General features: G+C 64.3%; 18 protein-coding genes and 2 pseudogenes. 18 read left to right on the top strand and 2 right to left on the bottom strand.

What is annotated here, in order from left to right:
- The first annotated feature begins 10 nt into the window (after positions 1-10).
- The 18 genes and pseudogenes from EJ073_RS30845 to EJ073_RS30760 all read left to right on the top strand — a co-directional run bounded on the left by EJ073_RS30845 (position 11) and on the right by EJ073_RS30760 (position 19367).
- Positions 11-535 carry a hypothetical protein gene (locus EJ073_RS30845; protein ID WP_245455438.1) on the top strand — a complete coding sequence of 175 codons (525 nt, stop codon included), beginning with the start codon at positions 11-13 and terminating at the stop codon, positions 533-535.
- A 6-nt stretch (positions 536-541) separates the two neighbouring features.
- On the top strand, positions 542-1081 hold the full coding sequence (gene tssB / locus EJ073_RS30840; RefSeq protein WP_126058948.1) for a type VI secretion system contractile sheath small subunit: 540 nt from the start codon (positions 542-544) through the stop codon (positions 1079-1081).
- 3 nt (positions 1082-1084) lie between these two features.
- Positions 1085-2593: a type VI secretion system contractile sheath large subunit gene (gene tssC / locus EJ073_RS30835; protein WP_126058947.1), complete on the top strand. Its 1509-nt coding sequence runs from the start codon at positions 1085-1087 to the stop codon at positions 2591-2593.
- A gap of 48 nt (positions 2594-2641) precedes the next feature.
- Positions 2642-3097, top strand: coding sequence for a type VI secretion system tube protein TssD (gene tssD / locus EJ073_RS30830; RefSeq protein WP_126058946.1), 456 nt, complete (start codon positions 2642-2644; stop codon positions 3095-3097).
- Entirely contained in the window at positions 3084-3839 is a 756-nt protein-coding gene (gene tssE, locus EJ073_RS30825; RefSeq protein WP_126059406.1) for a type VI secretion system baseplate subunit TssE, read from the top strand. The genes tssD and tssE overlap by 14 nt, the downstream gene beginning before the upstream one ends.
- A gap of 1 nt (position 3840) precedes the next feature.
- Positions 3841-5715, top strand: a complete 1875-nt coding sequence (tssF, locus tag EJ073_RS30820) for a type VI secretion system baseplate subunit TssF (protein WP_126058945.1) — start codon at positions 3841-3843, stop codon at positions 5713-5715.
- A pseudogene (tssG, locus tag EJ073_RS30815) lies at positions 5679-6745 on the top strand (type VI secretion system baseplate subunit TssG). The gene tssF and the pseudogene tssG overlap by 37 nt, the downstream one beginning before the upstream one ends.
- Positions 6742-8127 carry a type VI secretion system-associated FHA domain protein TagH gene (gene tagH, locus EJ073_RS30810; protein ID WP_126058944.1) on the top strand — a complete coding sequence of 462 codons (1386 nt, stop codon included), beginning with the start codon at positions 6742-6744 and terminating at the stop codon, positions 8125-8127. The pseudogene tssG and the gene tagH overlap by 4 nt, the downstream one beginning before the upstream one ends.
- Positions 8128-8130: 3 nt before the next feature.
- The gene (gene tssJ / locus EJ073_RS30805; protein WP_126058943.1) at positions 8131-8583 is read left to right on the top strand and encodes a type VI secretion system lipoprotein TssJ; all 453 of its coding nucleotides are present in this window, start codon (positions 8131-8133) and stop codon (positions 8581-8583) included.
- A gap of 49 nt (positions 8584-8632) precedes the next feature.
- Positions 8633-9966 (top strand): annotated as a pseudogene (gene tssK, locus EJ073_RS30800) (type VI secretion system baseplate subunit TssK).
- Positions 9967-9970: 4 nt separating this feature from the next.
- Positions 9971-11302: a type VI secretion system protein TssL, long form gene (gene tssL, locus EJ073_RS30795; protein ID WP_126058942.1), complete on the top strand. Its 1332-nt coding sequence runs from the start codon at positions 9971-9973 to the stop codon at positions 11300-11302.
- Position 11303: 1 nt separating this feature from the next.
- Positions 11304-14840, top strand: coding sequence for a type VI secretion system membrane subunit TssM (gene tssM, locus EJ073_RS30790; RefSeq protein ID WP_126058941.1), 3537 nt, complete (start codon positions 11304-11306; stop codon positions 14838-14840).
- Positions 14837-15364: a type VI secretion system-associated protein TagF gene (gene tagF / locus EJ073_RS30785; RefSeq protein WP_126058940.1), complete on the top strand. Its 528-nt coding sequence runs from the start codon at positions 14837-14839 to the stop codon at positions 15362-15364. Before tssM ends, tagF begins: the two co-directional genes overlap by 4 nt.
- On the top strand, positions 15364-16461 hold the full coding sequence (locus tag EJ073_RS30780) for a DUF2169 domain-containing protein (protein ID WP_126058939.1): 1098 nt from the start codon (positions 15364-15366) through the stop codon (positions 16459-16461). The genes tagF and EJ073_RS30780 overlap by 1 nt, the downstream gene beginning before the upstream one ends.
- Entirely contained in the window at positions 16458-17477 is a 1020-nt protein-coding gene (locus tag EJ073_RS30775; RefSeq protein WP_126058938.1) for a 3-oxoacyl-ACP synthase, read from the top strand. Before EJ073_RS30780 ends, EJ073_RS30775 begins: the two co-directional genes overlap by 4 nt.
- The gene (locus EJ073_RS30770; RefSeq protein ID WP_126058937.1) at positions 17477-18223 is read left to right on the top strand and encodes a DUF4150 domain-containing protein; all 747 of its coding nucleotides are present in this window, start codon (positions 17477-17479) and stop codon (positions 18221-18223) included. Before EJ073_RS30775 ends, EJ073_RS30770 begins: the two co-directional genes overlap by 1 nt.
- A 233-nt stretch (positions 18224-18456) precedes the next feature.
- A complete protein-coding gene (locus EJ073_RS30765; RefSeq protein WP_126058936.1) occupies positions 18457-18876 on the top strand; it encodes a hypothetical protein in 420 nt (139 codons plus the stop codon).
- Positions 18873-19367, top strand: a complete 495-nt coding sequence (locus EJ073_RS30760) for a hypothetical protein (RefSeq protein ID WP_126058935.1) — start codon at positions 18873-18875, stop codon at positions 19365-19367. Before EJ073_RS30765 ends, EJ073_RS30760 begins: the two co-directional genes overlap by 4 nt.
- Here EJ073_RS30760 and EJ073_RS30755 read toward each other — a convergent pair whose 3' ends face one another.
- Complete coding sequence (locus tag EJ073_RS30755; RefSeq protein WP_126058934.1) at positions 19368-19712, bottom strand: hypothetical protein; 345 nt, start codon at positions 19710-19712, stop codon at positions 19368-19370.
- Positions 19709-20131: a DUF6484 domain-containing protein gene (locus EJ073_RS30750; protein WP_126058933.1), complete on the bottom strand. Its 423-nt coding sequence runs from the start codon at positions 20129-20131 to the stop codon at positions 19709-19711. The genes EJ073_RS30755 and EJ073_RS30750 overlap by 4 nt, the downstream gene beginning before the upstream one ends.
- Positions 20132-20143: the final 12 nt, after the last annotated feature.

Raw genomic sequence — 20143 nt, 5'->3', positions numbered from 1 at the left:
CGGCGAGGCGATGACGTCGCTGCTGGGCGACGCCCGCGCGGCAATCGCGGCCCTCGATGCCGTCGAGACCGCGCTCAACGCCCGCATCGAAGGCAACGGTCCCGCCGTCCCGGAATTGAAACGGTTCCTGCAGCGTTTGCTGACGACCCTGGAGCGCAATTCGGCTGCCGGCGCCGTGGCGAACGGCGCGGCGAAACCCTCCCCGCCGCCGGCGGAACCGGCAACGCCCGTCCGAAACGGTCATGGAGCCGATACGATGGCAAGTGTCGCAAGCTACGCGGAACAGAGCACCGGGCTGCCCGACCGGATTTCCTCGCGCGATGACGTGGTCAAGTGCCTCGACCTTGTCGTCGCTTTCTATGACCGCACCGAGCCGTCGAGCCCGATCCCGCATCTCGCCCGCCGTGTGCGCCGCATGGTGCACATGGATTTTGTTGAACTGATGGAAGATCTCGCCCCGTCGGGGCTGAAGGAGTTCCGGCTTCTGGCCGGCGTTCCCGATGCCAAGAAGACGGCCCAGAAGGATGAAAGGTAGCAACACATGCCAGCCGAAAGCAAAGCGAAGGTCATCGAACGAAATCGCGCGCCGCGGGTGCAGATCGCCTACGACGTCGAAACCTACGGCAGCCCGACGACGATAGAACTGCCGTTCGTCATGGGCGTGATGGCCGACCTTTCCGGCGCTTCGCAAACCAGGGAAGCTTCAAAGTCGCTGTTGGACCGTGCCTTCGTCGAGACCGACGCCAACCGCTTCCCCAAGTTCATGGAGGCGCTCGGGCCACGCGTGAAGGCGCGGGTGAAGAATACGCTGCCGCAAGCGGAAGGCGCCGAGAAGGACGAGGAACTGGCGCTTGATCTCACCTTCACCAAGATGGGCGATTTCGCGCCGGACAAGATCGCCGAGCAGGTCCCGCAACTCGCCGAGATCCTCAAGATGCGTCGCCAGCTCGAGGAACTGCTCGGCTTCATGGATGGCCGTGTCGACGCCGAAAAGCGCATCGCGCAGCTTCTCAACAACGAGCCGCTTCTGAGCAAGATCGCCAGCCAGGCAATGTCTGACGACGACAAGGTTGGGGAATAAGTCATGGCCGAACAGCAAAAGACCGCAGCCGTCACCGCCGAGGCCGAAGCCATTGACCTGGGGGAGTTCAGCGGGCTCCTTGAGAAGGATTTCAAGGTCAAGAAGGACGACAGCGAGAAGCTGCAGCAGCTCGTCCGCAATCTCGCGCTGGCGGCGCAATCCCGCTCCGAGACCACCACCATCTCGTCCAATGCGATCAAGTCGATCAAGTCGCTGATCGCCGGCATCGACAAGATGCTGACCACGCAGGTCAACGAGATCCTGCACGCGCCGGAAGTGCGCGAAATGGAAGGCACATGGCGCGGCCTCTGGTATCTCATCAACAACACCGAGACCGATGCCAAGCATCTCAAGATCCGGGTGATGAACATCTCCAAGGAGCAGCTGGCCGACACCCTCGAGGATTTTGAAGGCCAGATGTGGGATCAGAGCCCGATCTTCAAGAAGGTCTACACGGACGAGTATTCGATGCTGGGCGGCGAGCCGATCGGCTGCATCGTCGGCGCTTACGAATTCTCGAACCATCCGCGCGACGTCGGCCTCTTGCGCAACATTTCGGGCATCTGCGCCTCGGCGCACACGCCGTTCATCGCGGCCGCCTCGCCGCGCCTGTTCCGCATGGACAGCTGGCAGGAACTGCCGAACCCGCAGGACCTTCAGATGATTGTGAACAACCCGGCCTACGCTTCGTGGCAGTCGCTGCGCGAGAGCGAGGATGCGCGCTACATAGGCCTGACCATGCCGCGTGTGCTGGCACGGCTGCCCTACGGCACCGAGACCGTCCCGGTGAAGGGTTTCACCTTCGAGGAGGAGGTGCAGGGCGACCACAACAAATATGTCTGGATGAACGCCGCCTTCCCGATGGGCGTCAACATCAACCGCAGCCACAAACTCTATGGCTGGGGCACCCAGATCCGCGGCGTCGAGAATGGCGGCACGGTCCTCAACCTGCCGGTGCACGCCTTCCCGACCGACGACGGATCGATCGCGATGAAGTGCCCGACGGAAGTCGCCATCGACGACCGCCGCGAGGCGGAATTGGCCAAGCTCGGTCTGATGCCTATCCTGCACCGGAAGAACACCGACCTCGCGGCCTTCATCGGTGCCCATTCGCTGCAGGATGACGAGACGCGCGCCGGTCGCCTGGTCGATCCCGATGCGCAGTCGAACGAACGCCTGAGCGCCAACCTGCCCTACCTTTTCCCAGTGTCGCGCTTCGCGCATTACCTCAAGGCAATTGCGCGCGACAAGATTGGGTCGTTCAAGGAGCGCTCGGACATGCAGATCTGGCTGACCGAGTGGATCAATCGCTACGTGTTGGCCAACCCGGCCTTCGCCGACGACAAGGCGCGCGCCAAGCGCCCACTTGCCGCGGCAGAGGTGCAGGTGGACAGCGTGGAGGGCCGGCCGGGCTATTACAATGCCCGCTTCTATCTGCGCCCGCATTATCAGTTGGAGGGCATCAACGCTTCGCTCCGGCTGGTGTCAGAACTCCCGTCAGTGAAGGGTTGAACTGCAGCAATGTGATCTTGTTTCGTTTGAGAGCGGTGGAGAAAGACAATGCCTGTGAAGATCGATGGCTTCCTGAAAGTTCCGGATATCAAGGGTCCGAGCGTACGAGACGGCCACGAGGACGAGATCGAAATCCATGGTGTCGACTACAAGATGGTCGCGCCGTACGATCCGAATTCGCTCTCGCGCCGCGGTCGTGTGGCCTTGGGGATGATCAAGTTCACCAAGCACTACGACAAGTCCTCGCCCTATCTGAAGAAGGCGCTGTTCGAGAACAAGGCTCTCGACGAAGTGGTGTTTTCCGCGCGCCGGACCATAGACGGCGAGACGAGCGACTATCTGGTCGTGACGCTGACCGACGCCTCGATCATGGAATACGACATGTCGCAGGCCGAGGACGAGGAAGACCTGATCGAGGAGGAAGTCAGCTTCGCCTACAAGAAGATCAAGTTCGTCTACGACAAGGACGACGAAATCGAAATGGATGTCTATGTCGGCAAGTGAGGTCCGGCGGCCCGGCGCGAACAAGCCGCGGCTTGCCGGCAGTTCGCGAGCGACGCGCGAGGCGGTCCAGCCCTCTCTTTGGGACCGCCTCGTCAACGACCTGCCCGGGCTTACCTCCGAGATAGACGGGCTGCGCCGGCTGTTGCAGGACGAGCTTGGCGCGGAGCGGCTGGAGACATTTCTTGCCGGGAGCGCGCGCGCGATCGACGCCGATGCGGAGCTGACACCGGACCAGAAGCGGCGCCTGCACCGGCTGATCTTTCAGGACGAGCACCGTGCGGAGATCGAAAGCCGCGGTGTGGTGGTGTCGGCGCGCGTGCTGAGAGAGGCCGTGCGGCGAGACATCGAGGCCCTGTTCAACACCGAGCGCTTCGAATCCGTTCCGCTGCTGACCGATCTCGAGCGGGAGCAGGCGATGGACGACCCGCCTTCGCTGGCTGATTTTCCGGAAGTGCGCCGAAGCGTGATCAATTACGGCGTGCCTTCCTTCTCCGGCCGTTCGTCGCGAGACTTCGACCGCGATACGTTGGCGCGGGAGATCCGTTCGGTGCTTGCCACGTTCGAACCGCGCCTGAAGGAAAGCGCGACGACCGTCACGGTGACCCTTGGCGACAAAAGTGTGGGTCTGAAGATCGAGATAGACGCGGTGCTGATCATGACGCCGACGCCGGAACGGCTGCGCCTTCGCACAACGATCAATCTCGACAACGGCCTGGCGCGGACCGAATTCAGGGAAAGCTGAGATGGATCGGGTCTTCGTAGAATATTACGAGGAAGAACTGACCCATATCCGCGGGCTCGCCGCGGAATTCGCCGACATGCATCCGGCGATAGCTCGCAACCTTTCGCTCGATACGGTGCCGTGTCCGGATCCCTATGTCGAGCGCCTGCTGGACGGGGTTGCTTTTCTTGCCGCGCGCACGCGGCTAAAAGTCGATGCCGAGCGCTCGCGGTTTTCACGCGCCGTGCTCGACGTCCTCTATCCCGATCTGGTCACGCCGGCGCCGGCGACCGCCATGGCAGTGCTGAAACCCGGCCAGCAGGTCCAGTCGATGATTGCGGGCCACGTCGTGAAGCGCGACACCCGGCTGGTCTCCGGCCTCCAGCCTGGCCTGTCGACACGCTGCACTTTCACCACCGCCCAGGAGATCACGCTGTGGCCGATCGAGATCAGCTCGGTCAGCTATTTCCAGGATCGCAGCGGACTGGCGGCGGCCGGCATCGGGCCGGTCGGCGGCGTGGCCGGCCAAGCGGCGCTGCGCATCGCGCTCACCCGCACCGGCAAAGGCAAATTCAACGAACTCGCGCTTGACCAGCTTGATCTCTATCTTGCCGGCCGCAGTAAGGCGCCGCTGATTTTTGACGCCATTTTCGGCGCCTGTTCGGCGGTTGGCGCGCGCACCGAGGGCAAGACCAACCCGATATCGCCGCTGCCGGAACCCGAAATGGTCGGCATTCGCGACGACGAAGCCTTGATGCCGCGTACCCGTCCGACATTCGAAGGCTACCGCCTGCTGCGGGAATATTTCATGATGCCCGAGCGCTTCCACTATGTGCGGGTTTCTGGCCTGAACCCGGTGGTGCGCAAATGCGACGGAGGGCTGGAGGTCATTTTCCTGTTCCGGCGGCCCGTACCTGAGCTTGCCGACCTTACGCCCGCCGATTTCGAGCTCTTCGTAACCCCGATCATCAATCTCTTCGAGCGCGAGTGCAACATCGTCGAGCTCGATCCCCGCCGGACGCGGCAGGTACTGCATGCCGACCGTACGCGGGCGCGCGACTTCGAGATCTATCGGGTCACGCGGGTCGAGGACGCCGAGAGCGAGGGCAGCGACGCCGAAATACCCGAGCTCTTCAGCCTGGGGCAAAACCGCGGCAGCGGCTGGGTCTACTCCACCGAGCGCCGGCCGCGCCGGCCCACCGAGGATGAGCGGCGCGATGGCCTGACCCGCACCTCCTACACCGGGGACGATGTCTTCCTGGCCGTTTCGCGTCCCATCGCAAGCCCGGCGAACCGACCTCTGAGGCGCCTCGACATCATGGCGCTTTGCACCAATCGCGACCTGCCGATCCTCGACGACAATCCAACGCTGACGCTGGAGACGGGCGACCCGGTCGAGGCGGTCAGGCTCATCGGCGCGTTGCGTCCGCCGCAGCCGGCGATCCCGGCGGCGCTGCCGGCGGGCGCCGAGGGTGAATCCAGGGCCGACAATCTCGCCTGGCGGCTGGTGGCCCAGCTCGGGCTCAATTTCCTCAGCCTTGCCAAGGAAGGTCGCGGTGTCGATCCGCTCCATGCGTTGCTCGACCTCTATGCCGACCGCGGCGATCCGGGTCTCGCCCGCAACGTGCATTCGATCGTGCGCATCGACTCGCGCCCGGTCATCGAACGACTGCAGATCGACGGGCCGATGTGCTTCGGGCGGGGCACGGAAGTAACGTTGCATGTGGACCAGTCCGTGCTCGCGGGACAAAGCACCCTGCTGCTTTCGGCCTTGCTCGCGCGGCTGTTCGCCCGCCATGCCGGAATAAACGGCTTTGTGCGGACCCGCACGCGGCTGCTGCAGAAGCAGGAGGATGTGCCATGGCCGATGACGCCCGGCAATCGCTACCTGATCTAGGCAGCATCGGATCGGGCCGGAGCGAGGGCCTGTCCCAATCGTTCGACTTCTTCGAGCTGCTGCGCCGGCTCGAACGCAGGGGCGGCCTATTCGGCCATTCCGGCCGGTTGGAACGCGAGCCGGCAAGACTCGGACAGCATGTGCGCCTGAGCTTCTCGGCCAGGGACGTGGTGGACTTTCAGGAAGCCGCCGACAACGCGCCGGCGCGGGTCACGGTTGCAAATCTCGGCCTGATGGGACCTGAAGGTCCGCTGCCGCTGCATCTGACCCGCTGGGTGCTTGATCGCCTGTCGCAGCGCTGGTTCACCGGCGCCGATGCCAGGCAGACCAGCGACACGACCTTTGTGGACTTCGTCAACATCCTCCAGCATCGCATGATTGCCCTGTATTACCGGGCTTGGGCGGATGCCCACTCGGGAGTGCAGGTCGAACGCGCTGTCGGCGGCCGCGTCCGCGCAATGCTCGAGGCGATGGCCGGCATTGGCCTTCCCGGCACCCAGGACCCCGAACTCGACACCGTCAAGCTGCGCCAGGCCGCTTCGCTTGCCAGCCAGGTCGACGGTCCGGAACGGCTCACCCTGTATCTCGCCGAAGCCTTCAAGGTGCCGGTGCAGGTCAAGGAGTTCGTCGCCGCTTGGATATCGGTGCCGACCGCGCTGCAGAGCCGCCTGGCCAAGGCCTACGCGGCCCTCGGCCGCGGGGCGACGATCGGCCCGCGCGTTTTCAGCCGCCAGAGCAGGATCGAGCTGCGCGTCGGCCCCTCGGCCTGGAGGACTTCAAGTCGTTTCTGCCGGGCAGCCGGCGGCTGACGCTGTTCAAGCACGCGGTTCGCGACATGATCGGGGAAACGCTCGACGTCGACCTGCGTATCGTGCTCGCTCGCGAGGCCGTGCCGCCGCCTCGCGTCGGAACCGTCCAGCTTGGCCGGACCGCCTGGCTTGCGCGGCCCCCCGAAAGGGGAGATGCTGACGATCTGCGGCTGCGCACGATCGTCGGATGGCGGCCGGAGATAGCGGAGGTCGCGGCATGAGTCTGCTGCTGACGCTGGAGCAAGGGCCACGCACCCAGGCGGTAAGGCAGACCCGGCTGGACGAGGGCGAACTGGTGATCGGCCGCAGCGCCGACGCCGGCTGGCAGATCGACGATCCGGACATGTTCGTCTCGCGCGCCCATTGCAAGATCACCGGCGGGCAGGACGGCTATTTCGTCACCGACACCTCGAGCAGTGGACTGTTCATAAACGACTCCGACAGCCCGCTCGGCGCCGGCAGGTCGGCACGCCTGCAAAGCGGCATGCGGCTGAGGCTCGGCGACTACATACTCCATGTCGACCTGCAGGCGCCGGCCATGCAGCCGCCGGCCACCAGCCAGCCTGTCGCCGAACGGTCGCCGCCGGCGTCTCGCGCGCCGGTCAGCATCGGCAACGACGATTTCTTTTCGGCCAGATCCGACGAAGAGCCGCGGCGACCGCGTCCGTCCGACCTGCCGGACCCGTTCGAGCAACCGCTGCCGGGGGCGTTCGCACGCGCCAACGTGAACCAGGGCAGCTCTCAGGCCTTCGACGATCCGTTCAGCCTCGATCCTGTGCCCTCCCTCAACGGCGCGGCCGAATCCGCTCCGGCAAAGCCGTCGCCCATCCAGGACGATTTCGGTTTCGGGCCGGCCGCTCCGGCGCATGGCGAATGGCCGGCGGGCCAGCGCGAGCGCGTCGCCGAAAGACCGCAACCAGCGAACCCATGGGACTTGCCGGCGCAGGCGCCCGAGCCCCCTCCCGCGCCGCGTGTGGACGCCAGTCCGCGACCGGTCCGTCAGCCGCCGGCGGCCCCGTCGCAGTCGCACTCGGACATGGCGCTTCGCGCCGCCTTCCTGCGCGGCATGGGCGTCGAGGAAGCCGATCTCGCCGGCCGCGACGCGATCGCCGAGATGGAGAAGTTCGGGCGGGAGTACCGGCTGATGATGGAAGGGCTGATGCAGCTTCTGCGCAAGCGCTCGGAGGAAAAGGGAAACGCGCGTGTCGCCCAGACGATGGTTGGCGCCTCCGAGGTCAATCCGCTCAAGTTCCTGCCGACGGTCGACGATGCCATCGTAACCATCCTTGGCGAACGCAGCCCCGGCTTTCTTGATGGCGAGGCGGCGATCTCGGACGCGGTCCGCGATCTGGCGCAGCATCACGTGCGCGCCTGGCGCGGCGTGCAGGCGGCGCTTCGCCAGATGGTCGACCGCTTCGACCCGGCGGCGATCGAGGATGAGCTGAAGTCGAATTCCGCGATCGGCACGCTGCTTTCGGGTGGGCGCGGCGCCAAGCTGTGGGAACTCTACCGGAAACGCCACCGTGAGATCGCCGAGAGCGCTGAAAAGACCTTCCTTGGCGAAGTCGGCGCTGATTTTAGGGATGCATATGAGGAGGAGTGAGACATGATCGATCGACGCGAATTCATCATTGCCCTTGGTGCCACGGGGCTGGTTTCGGCCTGCCAGAGCGGTCCGCCGAAACCATCGGTGATTACCGTCAACGTGAGCGGCGGAGCCGGCATGAACCCGGGGCCAGGCGGCGGAGACCGGCCGGTGACGGTCCTGGTGATGCGGCTGAGCAGCACTGGCAAGTTCAATTCGGCCGACTATTTCGCGCTGCAGGGCGATGCAGGGTCCGCGCTCGGGGCCGACCTCATCGGATCCGACACCATCTCCGTCGCGCCGGGAAAGACCGCGGCCAAGACCATCACGGTCGAACCAAACGCGACGGCGCTCGGTTTCGTCGCGCTGATCCGCGAACCTGGTGGGAGGAGCTGGCGAACGACCAAGTCGGTCTCGCCTGGATCCAAATTCACCATCAACGTGACGCTCGGCGGCGGCGGTATCTCCGCCTAGCGGCGAGACAGGGCGAGACAGGAAGTGGCTCCGTGCAGAGAGTAACGGCATGAGCGATGCAAACAGGGTGCTATGGTCTGAGGGACTGTTTCTGCGGACCCAGCATTTCCAGCAGCAGGACCGGTTCCTCGAGGCAACGGTGCGCGGCGCCTTGCGGGCCGGGCAACTGCATACGTTCGGCTTCCAGCAGCTTACCCTGGATCAGTCGTTGCTCGACGCCGGCCAGATCGCCATCTTGTCGGCGCGGGGTATATTCCCCGATGGAACTCCCTTCTCCATTCCCGAGATGATGGATGCGCCGCGACCCTTGCCGGTCACGGCCGACACCGGCGCAGGGCCGGTGCTGATCGCGCTGCCGCTCGAACCTCCCGGAGGCGTCGGCTTCGATCCGGCGCACGCCGCATCCACCGGCGCGCGCTATCACGGGCGGATCGTCTCGGTCCGCGACGCGGTGCAAGGAGGTTCGGACCCCGAGGAAATCGAGATTGCCCGGCCGCAGGCGCTGTTGCTTGCGCCGGGCAAGTCGGTTGGCGGCTACACCGCCCTGCCCGTCGCCGATGTCAAAGGCGTGCGGGCCGATGGTGGCGTCTCGCTGGACGAGACGTTCCTGCCGCCGACATTGATCACGGGTGCGGTGGCCTGGTACCGGCAATTGCTTCTGGAAGTCGTCACCGGCCTCGACCAGATCGCCGAGGCGCATGGCAAGATGGTGATGGGCGGACCAGGGCGCAGTGTCGAAGACCTGTTGATGCTGCACCTTGCCAACGCGGCGCGCCCGCGGCTGGCGCACATGCTGACGCAGGACGTCTTTCACCCGGCCGAGCTCTACCTCGAGCTTGCCGGCCTCGCTGGCGAGATGGCGACCTACGGCTCCAGTTCGCGACGGCTGGGCGAATTGCCGGCCTATGACCACATGGCCCCCGGCCCGCCTATACGGCGCTGGCCGATGCCTTGCGCTCGCTCATCCTGAGCCTGCGTTATATCGAGCCCAAGTCGCGCGCCCTGCCTGTCATGCGGCACTCGACCAATGTCTGGAAGATCCGCATCGACAACCCGAAGCTGCTGGTGGCGAGCCGCATCGTCATCCGGGTCGGGTCCGAGCTGTCGGAAGATGCGCTGCGCAAGATCTTCGTCAATCAGGCGACGGTCGGCGCGGCCGACCAGTTCGAAGGCCTGTGGAAGTCGCGCCTGCCCGGCATTCCGCTGAAGCCGCTGCATTCACAGCCGCGCGAAATCCCCTACGACGGCGACCGGCTGTGCCTCGAGCTTGACCAGAAGAGCGAGCACTGGGCCTCGCTGCTCGACGCCCCCGGCTTCGTCATCGGCGTTTCCGGTGTCTTGCCGAGCGAGCCGCAGGTCGACTGCTATTCGGTGAACAGGTGAGATCATGAGCCGGGATGATCCCTTCGGACTGTCGGAGGATCGTGAACGCACGCGCATCAGACTGACCGGCGCCCAGATGCCGCGGCCGATGGCGCCGATGCTGACGGGTGCGCCGGTCAAGCGCTCGCGCGCCCATCCCAATGCGCTCATCAACGCCTTCGCGCCGCTGCTCGAATTCGCGCCCGAGCTTGAAAGCGCCCTGGCGCCGGAGAACCCTGAAACATTGCGCACGCGCCTGCTCGAAGAGCTGGTTCGGGCGCGCGATGCCGCCATGACATCGGGATCGTCTCTGGAGCGCGCCGATCAGGCGGCCTGGGTGGTGGCGGCGCTGCTCGACGACCTCGCGCTGAACACGCCCTGGGGCGGCGCCAGCGCATGGCCCCGCCAGCCGCTGGTGGTCATGCTGCGCGGCGACGTCGATGCCGGCACCCAGTTCTTCACGCGTCTCGACGAACTGGAGCGCCACCCGAACCGGGATCGCGAATTGCTGGAGCTGCAGTACCAGTGCCTGGCGCTCGGCTTCCGCGGCAAATACCGGGTGCCCGGCCGCTCCGGCGACCGATCGCTCAATGCCGTTCGCGTGGCGGCGGCGCGCTTCCTGCGCGATGCCGACGCCGAGGGCGCGCCGCTGTCGCCACACTGGAAAGGCGTGATCGCCTCGGACGAGCCGCAGCGCTTCATCGTGCCGATCTGGGTGATGGCGCTTGCCGCGGCGGTGATCGCCACCGTGGTCCATATCGGCCTCTCGATGGGACTGAGCAGCCAGGCGGTGGAACTCTCGGCGCTCGTCCGCGCGCTGCCGCCGCCTCAGCGCGCCGACATCGCGCGCGCCGCGCCAAAGGTCGACGCGCCGGAACCGCCTGCGCCGGAACCGGTCGACTTCGCGCTGCTGCCGGAATTCAAGGCCGAAGCGCCGGACGACCTCAGGGGGGCGCTCAGCGGCACCGAAAGCGTGTCGCTCGCCAAGCTGGTCATCCAGTCCTCCAACCCCGAACTCTTCCAGTCGTCACGGCCAACGCTGACCCAAGGCTATGAGCCACTGGTGGAATCCATCGCCAAGGTCATCCTCGCCAACCAGGAACTCATCGGAAACATCACCGTCGTCGGCCACACCGACAACGTGCGCCTGCAAAGGTCCAACCCGCTTTCGAGCAACCAGCGGCTCTCGGAAGCGCGGGCCGAGACCATAGCCGACCTCCTGGTGCGGGCCGGCGTGCCGCAGGAGCGCATCCATTCCGAAGGGCGCGCGGAGACCGATCCGGTGGCCGACAACTCGACACGCGAGGGTCGGGCGCTCAACCGGCGCGTAGAGGTACTGGTCGAGAAGAGGCTTTGAGATGTTCATCCTTCGCTTCCTCTGGGCCGTGCTCACCTCGCGCTTCCTTTGGACGCTGATCGGCATCGCGCTGCTTTCGCTGGTCATCTGGATTTTCGGCCCGATCGTCCAGGTTGGCCCCTATTCGCCGTTCGACTCCGACAATGTGCGCATCGCCATGATCGCTGGGCTGATCATCCTGTGGCTGATCTGGCTCATCGTCGCCCAGCGCCGCGCGATCCGCGCCAACCGCATGTTCGTTGCCGAGATCGCGGCGCCGGCGGCGGAGAAACAGCTTACCCCCGGCGAGGAGAACGTCGCCGCCGTCGGCGCAAAATTCGGCGAGGTGATGGCCGAGCTGAAGCGCCGCAAGCTCGGCGGGCGCAAGTTCCTGCGCGAGATGCCCTGGTATGTGATCGTCGGGCCGCCGGCCACCGGCAAGACCACCGCCTTGCGGCAGTCCGGGCTGAATTTCCCCATCGATCTCACCGACGACCTGCAGGGTGTTGGCGGCACCCGCAACTGCGACTGGTTCTTCTCCGAGAACGCGGTGCTGATCGACACCGCCGGCCGCTATGTCCAGCAGGAAAGCCAGCCTGACGTCGACGCGGCGGAATGGTTGGGCTTCCTCGACCTCTTGAAGAAGCATCGGGGCCGTCGGGCGCTGAACGGCGTGATCGTCGCGCTTTCTATCGATACGCTTTCGGAGGGCGACGAGGCCATCAAGGCGCACGGCCGCAAGATCCGCCGCCGGCTGGCCGAGCTCAACGACCGGCTCGAAATCCGCCTTCCGGTCTATCTGATGCTGACCAAGGCCGATCTGATCAAGGGTTTCGAGGCCTTCTTCGGCGGCCTGTCGACGGCATCGCGCGAACAGGTGTGGGGGACGACCTTCCCGCTCGATGCGCGCGTCGACGCCAAGACCGTCGAGCGCGAAATCACCACGCTGGCGACCGAGCTCGAGCGACGCCTTGTGCCGCGCCTTGAGGATGAGGACAAACTCGCCGCGCGCGCCGAGATCTTCCGCTTCCCCGCCCAACTCGCAAGCCTTTCCGAGCCGATCCAGCTGCTGATCGAGGCGATGTTCGGCGAAAGCCGCTATGAAGAGGCAGCCTGGCTGCGTGGCCTCTATCTGACGTCGGCGACCCAGGAAGGAGCGCCGATCGACCGGCTGACGGCAGCCCTTTCCTCTTCCTTCGGGCTGCCTCCGCGCCGCGCCATGCCGGCGCCACGCGTCGAAAAGCGCAGCTTCTTCCTGAAGAACCTGCTTACCGAGGTGATTTTCAAGGAAGCTGGCCTCGGCACGTTCGACCCGCTGGCGCAACGTCGCCGCGCCTGGATCTGGCGTGGCGCGGCCACCGCGTGTGCGGTCGCAGCCTTGCTGGCCGCCGGCCTGTTTACCTGGTCCTATTTCGACAACCGCAATGCAATCACCGCGCAGGCTGGTCAATTCGAGGCGCTTCAGGAGCCACTGACCGCCGTCACCGCCGCCCCGGCATCGGTGGAGCAGCCGGCCATCGACGGCGCATTGGCCGCGATGGACCAGGTCACGAATGCCCGCACCGCGCCGCCGGACGCGCCGCATGACCTGCTCGGACCCTCGGCCTCGGCGGAGCTGATGCGCGCGCAGGCCGATACCTACGACCACGCGCTGCGCAACGTGCTCGAGCCGCATATGGTCGCGCTGCTCGAGGCGACCATGTGGCGGCAGATCCGCGACCCTGACTTCATGCTGGGGGCGCTGAAGACCTACCGCATGATGACCGGCTTGTCGCAGATGGACACCGACTTCGCGCAGAACTGGTGGGTGAACAGCCTGCCGGAATTCGCGCCGGCGCCGCCCTTCCCGAGCCCGGACGCCGAAGAGCATCAACTGGCCGCGATCCGGCGTATGGCGGTCGATGACAACTACGTCGCTCCGGACAAGGAACTGGTCGCCGAGGCGCTGAAAACGGTGTGCACGATCTCGCTGCCGGCGCGCGCCTACAAGCAGTTGCTGGCCGATCCGGAAGTGGCCGCGGTGAAGGAATGGATCCCGGCCAATTTCGCCGGCCCCAACGGCGCCAAGGTGTTTGCCCGGCGCTCCGACAAGACGTTGCGCGTCGGCGTTCCGGGCGCCTTCAGCTATGCCGGCTTCCACGATGCCATTCTCGACCGGGTCGAGGACGTTGCCGCCCAGGCGGCGCTGGATCGGGCGGTGTTCGCCGGCGGCTGCTCGGAGAATTCCGAAACCTCGGTCTCGGCTTTGTCGGAAGACATACTGAAGCTCTACTATGAGGACTATATCGCGCAATGGGACAGCTTCCTGCGCGACATGCGGCTCGCCCCGTTGAGCGACCTCAACGTCGCCAGCGAGAACCTCAAGGACCTTTCAAGCGCCGATTCCGCATTGAAGCGCCTGCTGACGGCGGTGGTTCAGGAGACGGACCTCACCCGGTCCGACGAGGCGCCGGCTGACGACAAGGCGGCCGCGAAGGGCGGCTCGAAACTGCTCGGCAAGCTTGGCAAGCTAGGCAAGGTCGTCAAGACCGGGGCAAAGCTGCTGCCGCGCGCGGGCTCCGCCGACAAGGTGGACCTCACCGGCAGCCTGGTGGCCGAACACTTCAAGCGGCTCAAGGGCGCGATCGCCGAAGTCGATGGCCAGCCGCCGGCGCTCGACGCGGCTGTAGTGGCCCTGACGGCGCTTTCCAATGTGCTGCAGACGGTCACCGCCAACCCCGATCCCCAGGATGCCATCAAGAAGCAGGGCGGCCTCGCCGAACTCACAGGCGCTGTCGCCAGGCAGGCGCAAATCCTGCCCGACCCAATCGACGACTGGCTCGGCGGCATCGCTGGCGATACTAGCGGCCTGACGCAGAAGGCTGTCACCAACGAGCTCAACGCCATCTGGCGCGCCGACATCCTGCCGTTCTGCCAGGCGGCGCTCAACGACCGCTATCCGTTCAGTCCCGAGAGCGCGGTCGACGTCAATGTCCGCGACTTCGCCCGCCTGTTCGGGCCGTCCGGCCTGATCGACGCCTTCATCAACGACCATCTGATCAGCTACGTCGACACCGCCAGCCAGCCATGGAAATGGCGCGCCGATTTCGGCCTCGACCCTGCGGCGCTGGCGGCGTTCGAACAGGCCAGGCATATCCGCGACGATCTCTTTCCCGGCGGGACGGGCCCGGTGATGAGCTTCACGCTGGAGCCCAAGGACCTGTCGCCCAACGTCACGCGCGTGACGCTCAATCTCGATGGCCAGAACCTCGTCTACTTCAACAATGCGACGCGACCGCAACCGATGACGTGGCCCGGCAAGGACGGCACCGGCGTGATCTCGCTCGCCTTCCAGCCGGTCGACGGCTCGCCCGAGATCATGCTCAACGAGACCGGCAGCTGGGCATGGCTGAGGATGCTGCGCGCCGGCCGCTTCACCGGCACCTCGCTGTCGGATGTCTACAGCCTGCGCCTGGGCACCAAGGGCATGTACGCCGATTTCGAGCTCAAGGCGGCAAGCGTCGAGAACCCCTACAACCTCGAAATGTTCAAGAAGTTCACATGTCCGCCGCAGATATGATCCTGCCGGGCTTCTACGGCAAAATCCCCGCCACCGGCGATTTCGTGTCGCGGCGGCTGACGGGAGATTTTGTGCGCGTCTGGGATCGCTGGCTGGCGCAGCAGATCGTGCCGCTGATTGGGCTGGAGACGTGGCGGCCAGATACTGCTTTGCGCTTTCTCGCCGGCCCCACTTTGTTTGGCGCCTCAGCAGGCATCATCTTACAGAGCGCCGACCGCGTTGGTCGGCAGTTTCCCTTGAGCGTCGTTGCGCGGATAGCCGAAGCGCCATTGAAGCTCGCTTACGCCGATGCCTGGTTCGAAGGCATCGAAGAAGCGGCCTTCGCCGCGCAGCGAGGCGAGCGGACGCCCGACGAACTTGATGCAGCGTTGACGGGGTTACCCGTGCCGGCTGTCGATCAGTACAGCGACGTCATCGACGATCTAGTGATGTGGACCGCCCGCTCGGACATTTTCGACGTCGATGCGCAGGAGCCGCAAAAGACGCTGGAGCAGATCTTCGCCGCCACCTGGGAGACCAGCTGATGCAGATCTGGAACCAGATGGGCTATCCGCACGAATATACGACGGCAACCGATGTCGCAGGCCATGAGCACATCGTGGTTATCGTCAAGGGTACGTTCGATTTTCCGGCGACGTCTGGCGGAGAGGTGCGGAAATCGGCCCAGCAGGTGCCTCTGGTCATGGCCGACATGTCCACCGGGGCGCCCGGGTTCTCGGCCACGCTGTGGGAGTCCGACTTCGCCTTCCGCAAGCCGCGCTGCGACGTGATCGTCAATGGCTTTGCCTATGCGCCCGGAGGGCGCCCGGCGGAGCGGGTGCCGGTGGGCATCAAGGTCGGCAACTGGTCGAAATTGTTCGAAGTCGTCGGCCACCGTGAGTGGCGCGCCATCGGCCCCGTCTTTACAACGACCTCGCCCCAGCCCTTCCTCAAATTGCCGATCTCCTATGACGTCGCCTGGGGCGGCGTCGACCGGCTGGACCCGGAGGACAAGCTGCCCGCCAGCTACAAACACAACCCGGTCGGCACCGGCTGGTCGCGCACCAGGAACCAGCGTCTTGTTCCCGGCCTGCGGTTGCCGAACACACAGGCCGTCGGCGAAGAGATCCGCTCGCCGTTCGGCGACTACAGGCCGATGAGCTTCGGGCCGATGGGCCGGGGCTGGCCCGGCCGCATCGAGTATGGCGGCACCTATGACGACAACTGGGCCGACAACATTTTCCCATTCCTGCCGCCGGATTTCGACGAGCGCTATTTTCAAATGGCGCCGGTCGATCAGCAGATCGACCATCCGCGCGGTGGTGAAGAGATGCAATTGGTCAACCTGACGCCGGAAGGACGGCTCGGCTTTCGCCTTCCCGCGACCGGACTCTCGATGACGTTCTTCAAGCACCAGCAAAGGGTGTTCGATGGCAGCGTGCTGCCGGACACCCTGCTTGTCGATGCGGAGAACCGGCGATTTTCCCTGGTCTGGCGTGTCTCACAGAGGATCCAGCGCATGATCCTGGAGTTTACCGAGTGCTGGGTCGGCCCGCCGAGCGAGTCCATGCTGCGCGCCATGGATCGGGGTAAGGAATATATCCGCGCCAATCTGAAAATCCCCACGGACAGCGAAGCATGAACGGGTCGGTTGCGATCGCCTCGATCGGCATGGTCACGGCTGTCGGCCTCGACGCCCCGTCTTCGTGCGCAGCCATGCGTGCGAAACTGGACGGGTTTCAAGAGACACGTTTTCGCGGACCGCGTGGCGGCTGGCTGATTGGGGCGCCGGTACCGATTCCCCGAACCTGGATCGGCGAGAAGCGCATTGCGCATCTCGCCGCGGGCGCAATTGTCGAAGCGTTCAGCGGGGCTCCTGAGGCACGCGGCCAAACAGCGTTGATCCTATGCATCGGCGAGGAAGGCAGGCCGGGCCATCCCGTGCGCAGTCCCGCCAACCTGTTGCGACGCATCGCCGACATCGTGGAGGTCGAGGCATATTCGCGCTCCAGGGTAATCGCCCATGGTCGCCCCTCCGGACATGTCGCGCTCGAGCAGGCACGGCGGCTCATGTCCTCCGGCGAAACGCCCTACATCATGATCGTCGGCGTCGACAGCTATCTGACCTCGGAGACCATTCGCCACTACATCGGAGAGAGCCGCATTCTTGCGCCGCAGAACCCGAATGGCTTCATTCCAGGCGAAGCCGCCGCCGCAGTCTTGTTGTCGAAACGGAATATCAGGTCTCTGCGGTTGATGGGTCTCGGTCTGACTCGTGAGCTTGCTTCGATCTACAACAAGGAAGATCTCCCTCTTCGAGGCGACGCGATGACGACCGCCTACCGAGTGGCGCTTGAGCAGACCGGCATCGAAATGAACGGGGTTGGCTACCGGATGTCTGATCTCGTGGGCGAGCAATACTGGTTCCGGCAGACAGCACTGGCATCGTTGAGATTGGTCCGGGGGCGCCATGCCTTCCAGGATCTGTTGTCGCCGACCGAATCCTTGGGCAACATCGGCGCGGCCGTCGTGCCCATGATGATGGGTATGGCATGGACCGCGGCCCGGAAGGGCTACGACAAGGGCAATCCGGTCCTGATCGAAGCGTCCAACGACAGTGGTGCGTGCGGCGCCGCTATATTTGCGGCTGCAAGCTGATGTCGACGAACGTTTTTGCCAACGGTCTGGAAATTTCCGGCAAAGCCGTCGACGCAAAGACCTTGGGGGCGTTTCCGGACGTGTGCTTCACGCCGCCTGAAAATCCGGCCACCCCACCAGGCGTACCGGTCCCCTATCCGAGTTTCGGCTTTGCATCGGACACCGACAAGGGAACGGGTACCGTCAAGATCGCCGGCAAGACGGTCAACATCAAGAACCAGTCTTACCTGACGAAGACATCCGGCACCGAGGCCGGTTGCGCGGCGAAGAAGGGCGTCATCACGTCCAAGAATACCGGCAAGGAATATTTCAATTCCTGGTCGAGCGACGTGAAGTTCGATGGCGAGCCAGTCGTTCGCCATACGGATCTCGCGACGAACAATCACGCTTCGCCCCAAGCAAACACCCCGCCGATGACGCATGCGGCGCAGTGGGAGGTCGATGGCGTCTCGTGCAAAACGATCCTGACCAGAAACGATATGGTTCTTCACCGCCACGGCGACAGCACGTGCGACAGCAAGAAGGGGAATGGTCGGAACACTATGTCGAAAATCAGTTCATGGCAGTGTCCGGCAACCGCAATAAGACCAAGGCCAAGTTCAAGAACTACAAATGTGACGACGCGCCCTGCCTTTGCATGCATTCCAGATGGACCAAGGGCGACACCAAGCCCAGCGGCATCAGGAACGGTCAAACCACCGGCACGGACCATTACGACAAGAGCAAGGTATGTCGTGACAGCCTGAAGAATGACGATCCGAACCTAGGTGAGTTCACCGACACCTGCGCTGAAGCGTCGGTGGAGAATCACGAGAACATGGCCGGCAAATCAGCCGCGGAGAAGGCAAGAGTGGCCGCCTGTCTGGTCGCGGTCTTCCTTGCTCACATCCAGGAAAAGATCAACGAGCATAGGAAAGCGACCGGCAAGCCACCTATGAGCATCAAAGACGTCAGGGCCATGACAAGGTAGGAGTTAGCCGTGAGCAAGTTCACCAACGACATCGAAACGATCCTCCGGGACCCGCGCTACCATGCCCAATGCATGCAGATCGTACCGTTCGGGCGGGATCACTGTGCCCTGCTTTTCGAACTCGGAACGCAGGACCACGACATCGCCTATTCCGTTGTTTTCGAAGTCAGCAGCTTCGCACCGGGAACCCAAAGTCAAACCTTGAAGCTTGAAGAATGGCTGGCGTCTCTCGCTTCCCCCAGCCTCACCAACCTTTTTGCCCTTGAAGTGGGAAGGGTCGTCTGGCGTTACCGCGGGGGCAACTGGACCTCGACGAAAGTCGCGAAGAATCTGATGCAGCGTGTGTGGTCCTATGACGACGGTCTCACCCTCCTGGTTGGAGACAAGGGCAGTCGTGGGCGTTCGACGGAAATGCCTGGTCGGCCTTGAAAGCCGATCGGCCTCATCGCCTGCGCGACGTGCACGGACCACGGCGCGATCTTATCCACTGCGTAGGCCAGGTGGGAACTCTGCAGCGGCTGGTCGGTGACGGATGGCGGGCAATCGATCTGCCTATCGAAAACGATCTTTGGGGTGTCTTCGTAACGCCGGACGGCGTCGTTCGCGCCTGCGGCAATGATGGCACATGCATCCGCGTGGTGAACGAGGAAATGATCGAACTGGAAGCGCCCAAGAGCAGGTTTTTCTGCGTTCACCAGTTTCAGGGGGAGGTGTACTGGGGCGACAGCGAATTCGGCATCTACCGGGAACAAGGCAACCAGCTCGTAGAGTTCCACCCCGCCGGCACCGGCTGGGACATGCGTTCAGACACTGAATATCTCTATCTTGTCGGAGGCGGCATTGCCTGGCGCTTCGACGGCAAGAAATGGAACTCGTTGCAGCTTGACTATGACGGCACCGACCTTCGCCTGATCCAGTAGTCAGCGCGGCAGATGGGCGGCGAGATACTTGCGCACACTCGCGAGATTCAGCTGCGTCACGGCTATCGGCTGAACCGTGGGCTGGAGCATCCTGACGACGAACAATTCGCCCGCCTCCGGATATTCGGCAAATCGGTCATTGGCAATCTCGCGGCCGATGTCGCCCGCGACCCGCAATCCGTCCAGATGCGCTTCCAGCCGCTCTATCAATCGCGCCAGACGATCTTCATCCATGTCGGGATTCTCTTCTGGATGAAGCAAATGGTAGTCGTAAACCGTCCAAAGGAAGGCAGCCATCTCCGCGTGCTGGCGTACGATCTCGCGAAGCACCGGAACAGCCATCAGTTCAGGTTGATCGAACCGCCCCGAATGCGGTTCGACGCGCTTGCGTGACTAACGAGATAGGTGCCGCGGATTGTTATATGCCCGTCCTTCTCCATGACAATCGTGGCCTTGCCGCAACGCAGCTCAAGACGTTCGTCGGCGTTGATTTGCACGCTCTCGCCGTCCCGAATGACCCGTGTCGCCGACTTCCGGCCAGGATCGACAATGCGCCCGACGATCAGGGGCATCCGCGGGTCACCTCCCTGGAACAGCAGCGCCACTTCCGAGCCGACCATCGAAGATGTCAGTTCGGTGAGGCTGCGTGCCTGGAGCGCCGTCTGCTCCGGGTTCCCAGGGAAAACGACCAGCGGGGCCGAATCCTCGAAACCCAGGAAGATCCCGATTACGACGCCCTCAATTTTCGCGACCGTCCTGGCCATTCTGAATGATCT

The sequence above is a fragment of the Mesorhizobium sp. M4B.F.Ca.ET.058.02.1.1 genome (assembly GCF_003952505.1).
GTDB lineage: Bacteria > Pseudomonadota > Alphaproteobacteria > Rhizobiales > Rhizobiaceae > Mesorhizobium.
Note: the sequence above shows the minus strand (reverse complement) of the source record. Positions and strands in the feature narration are given on the sequence as shown.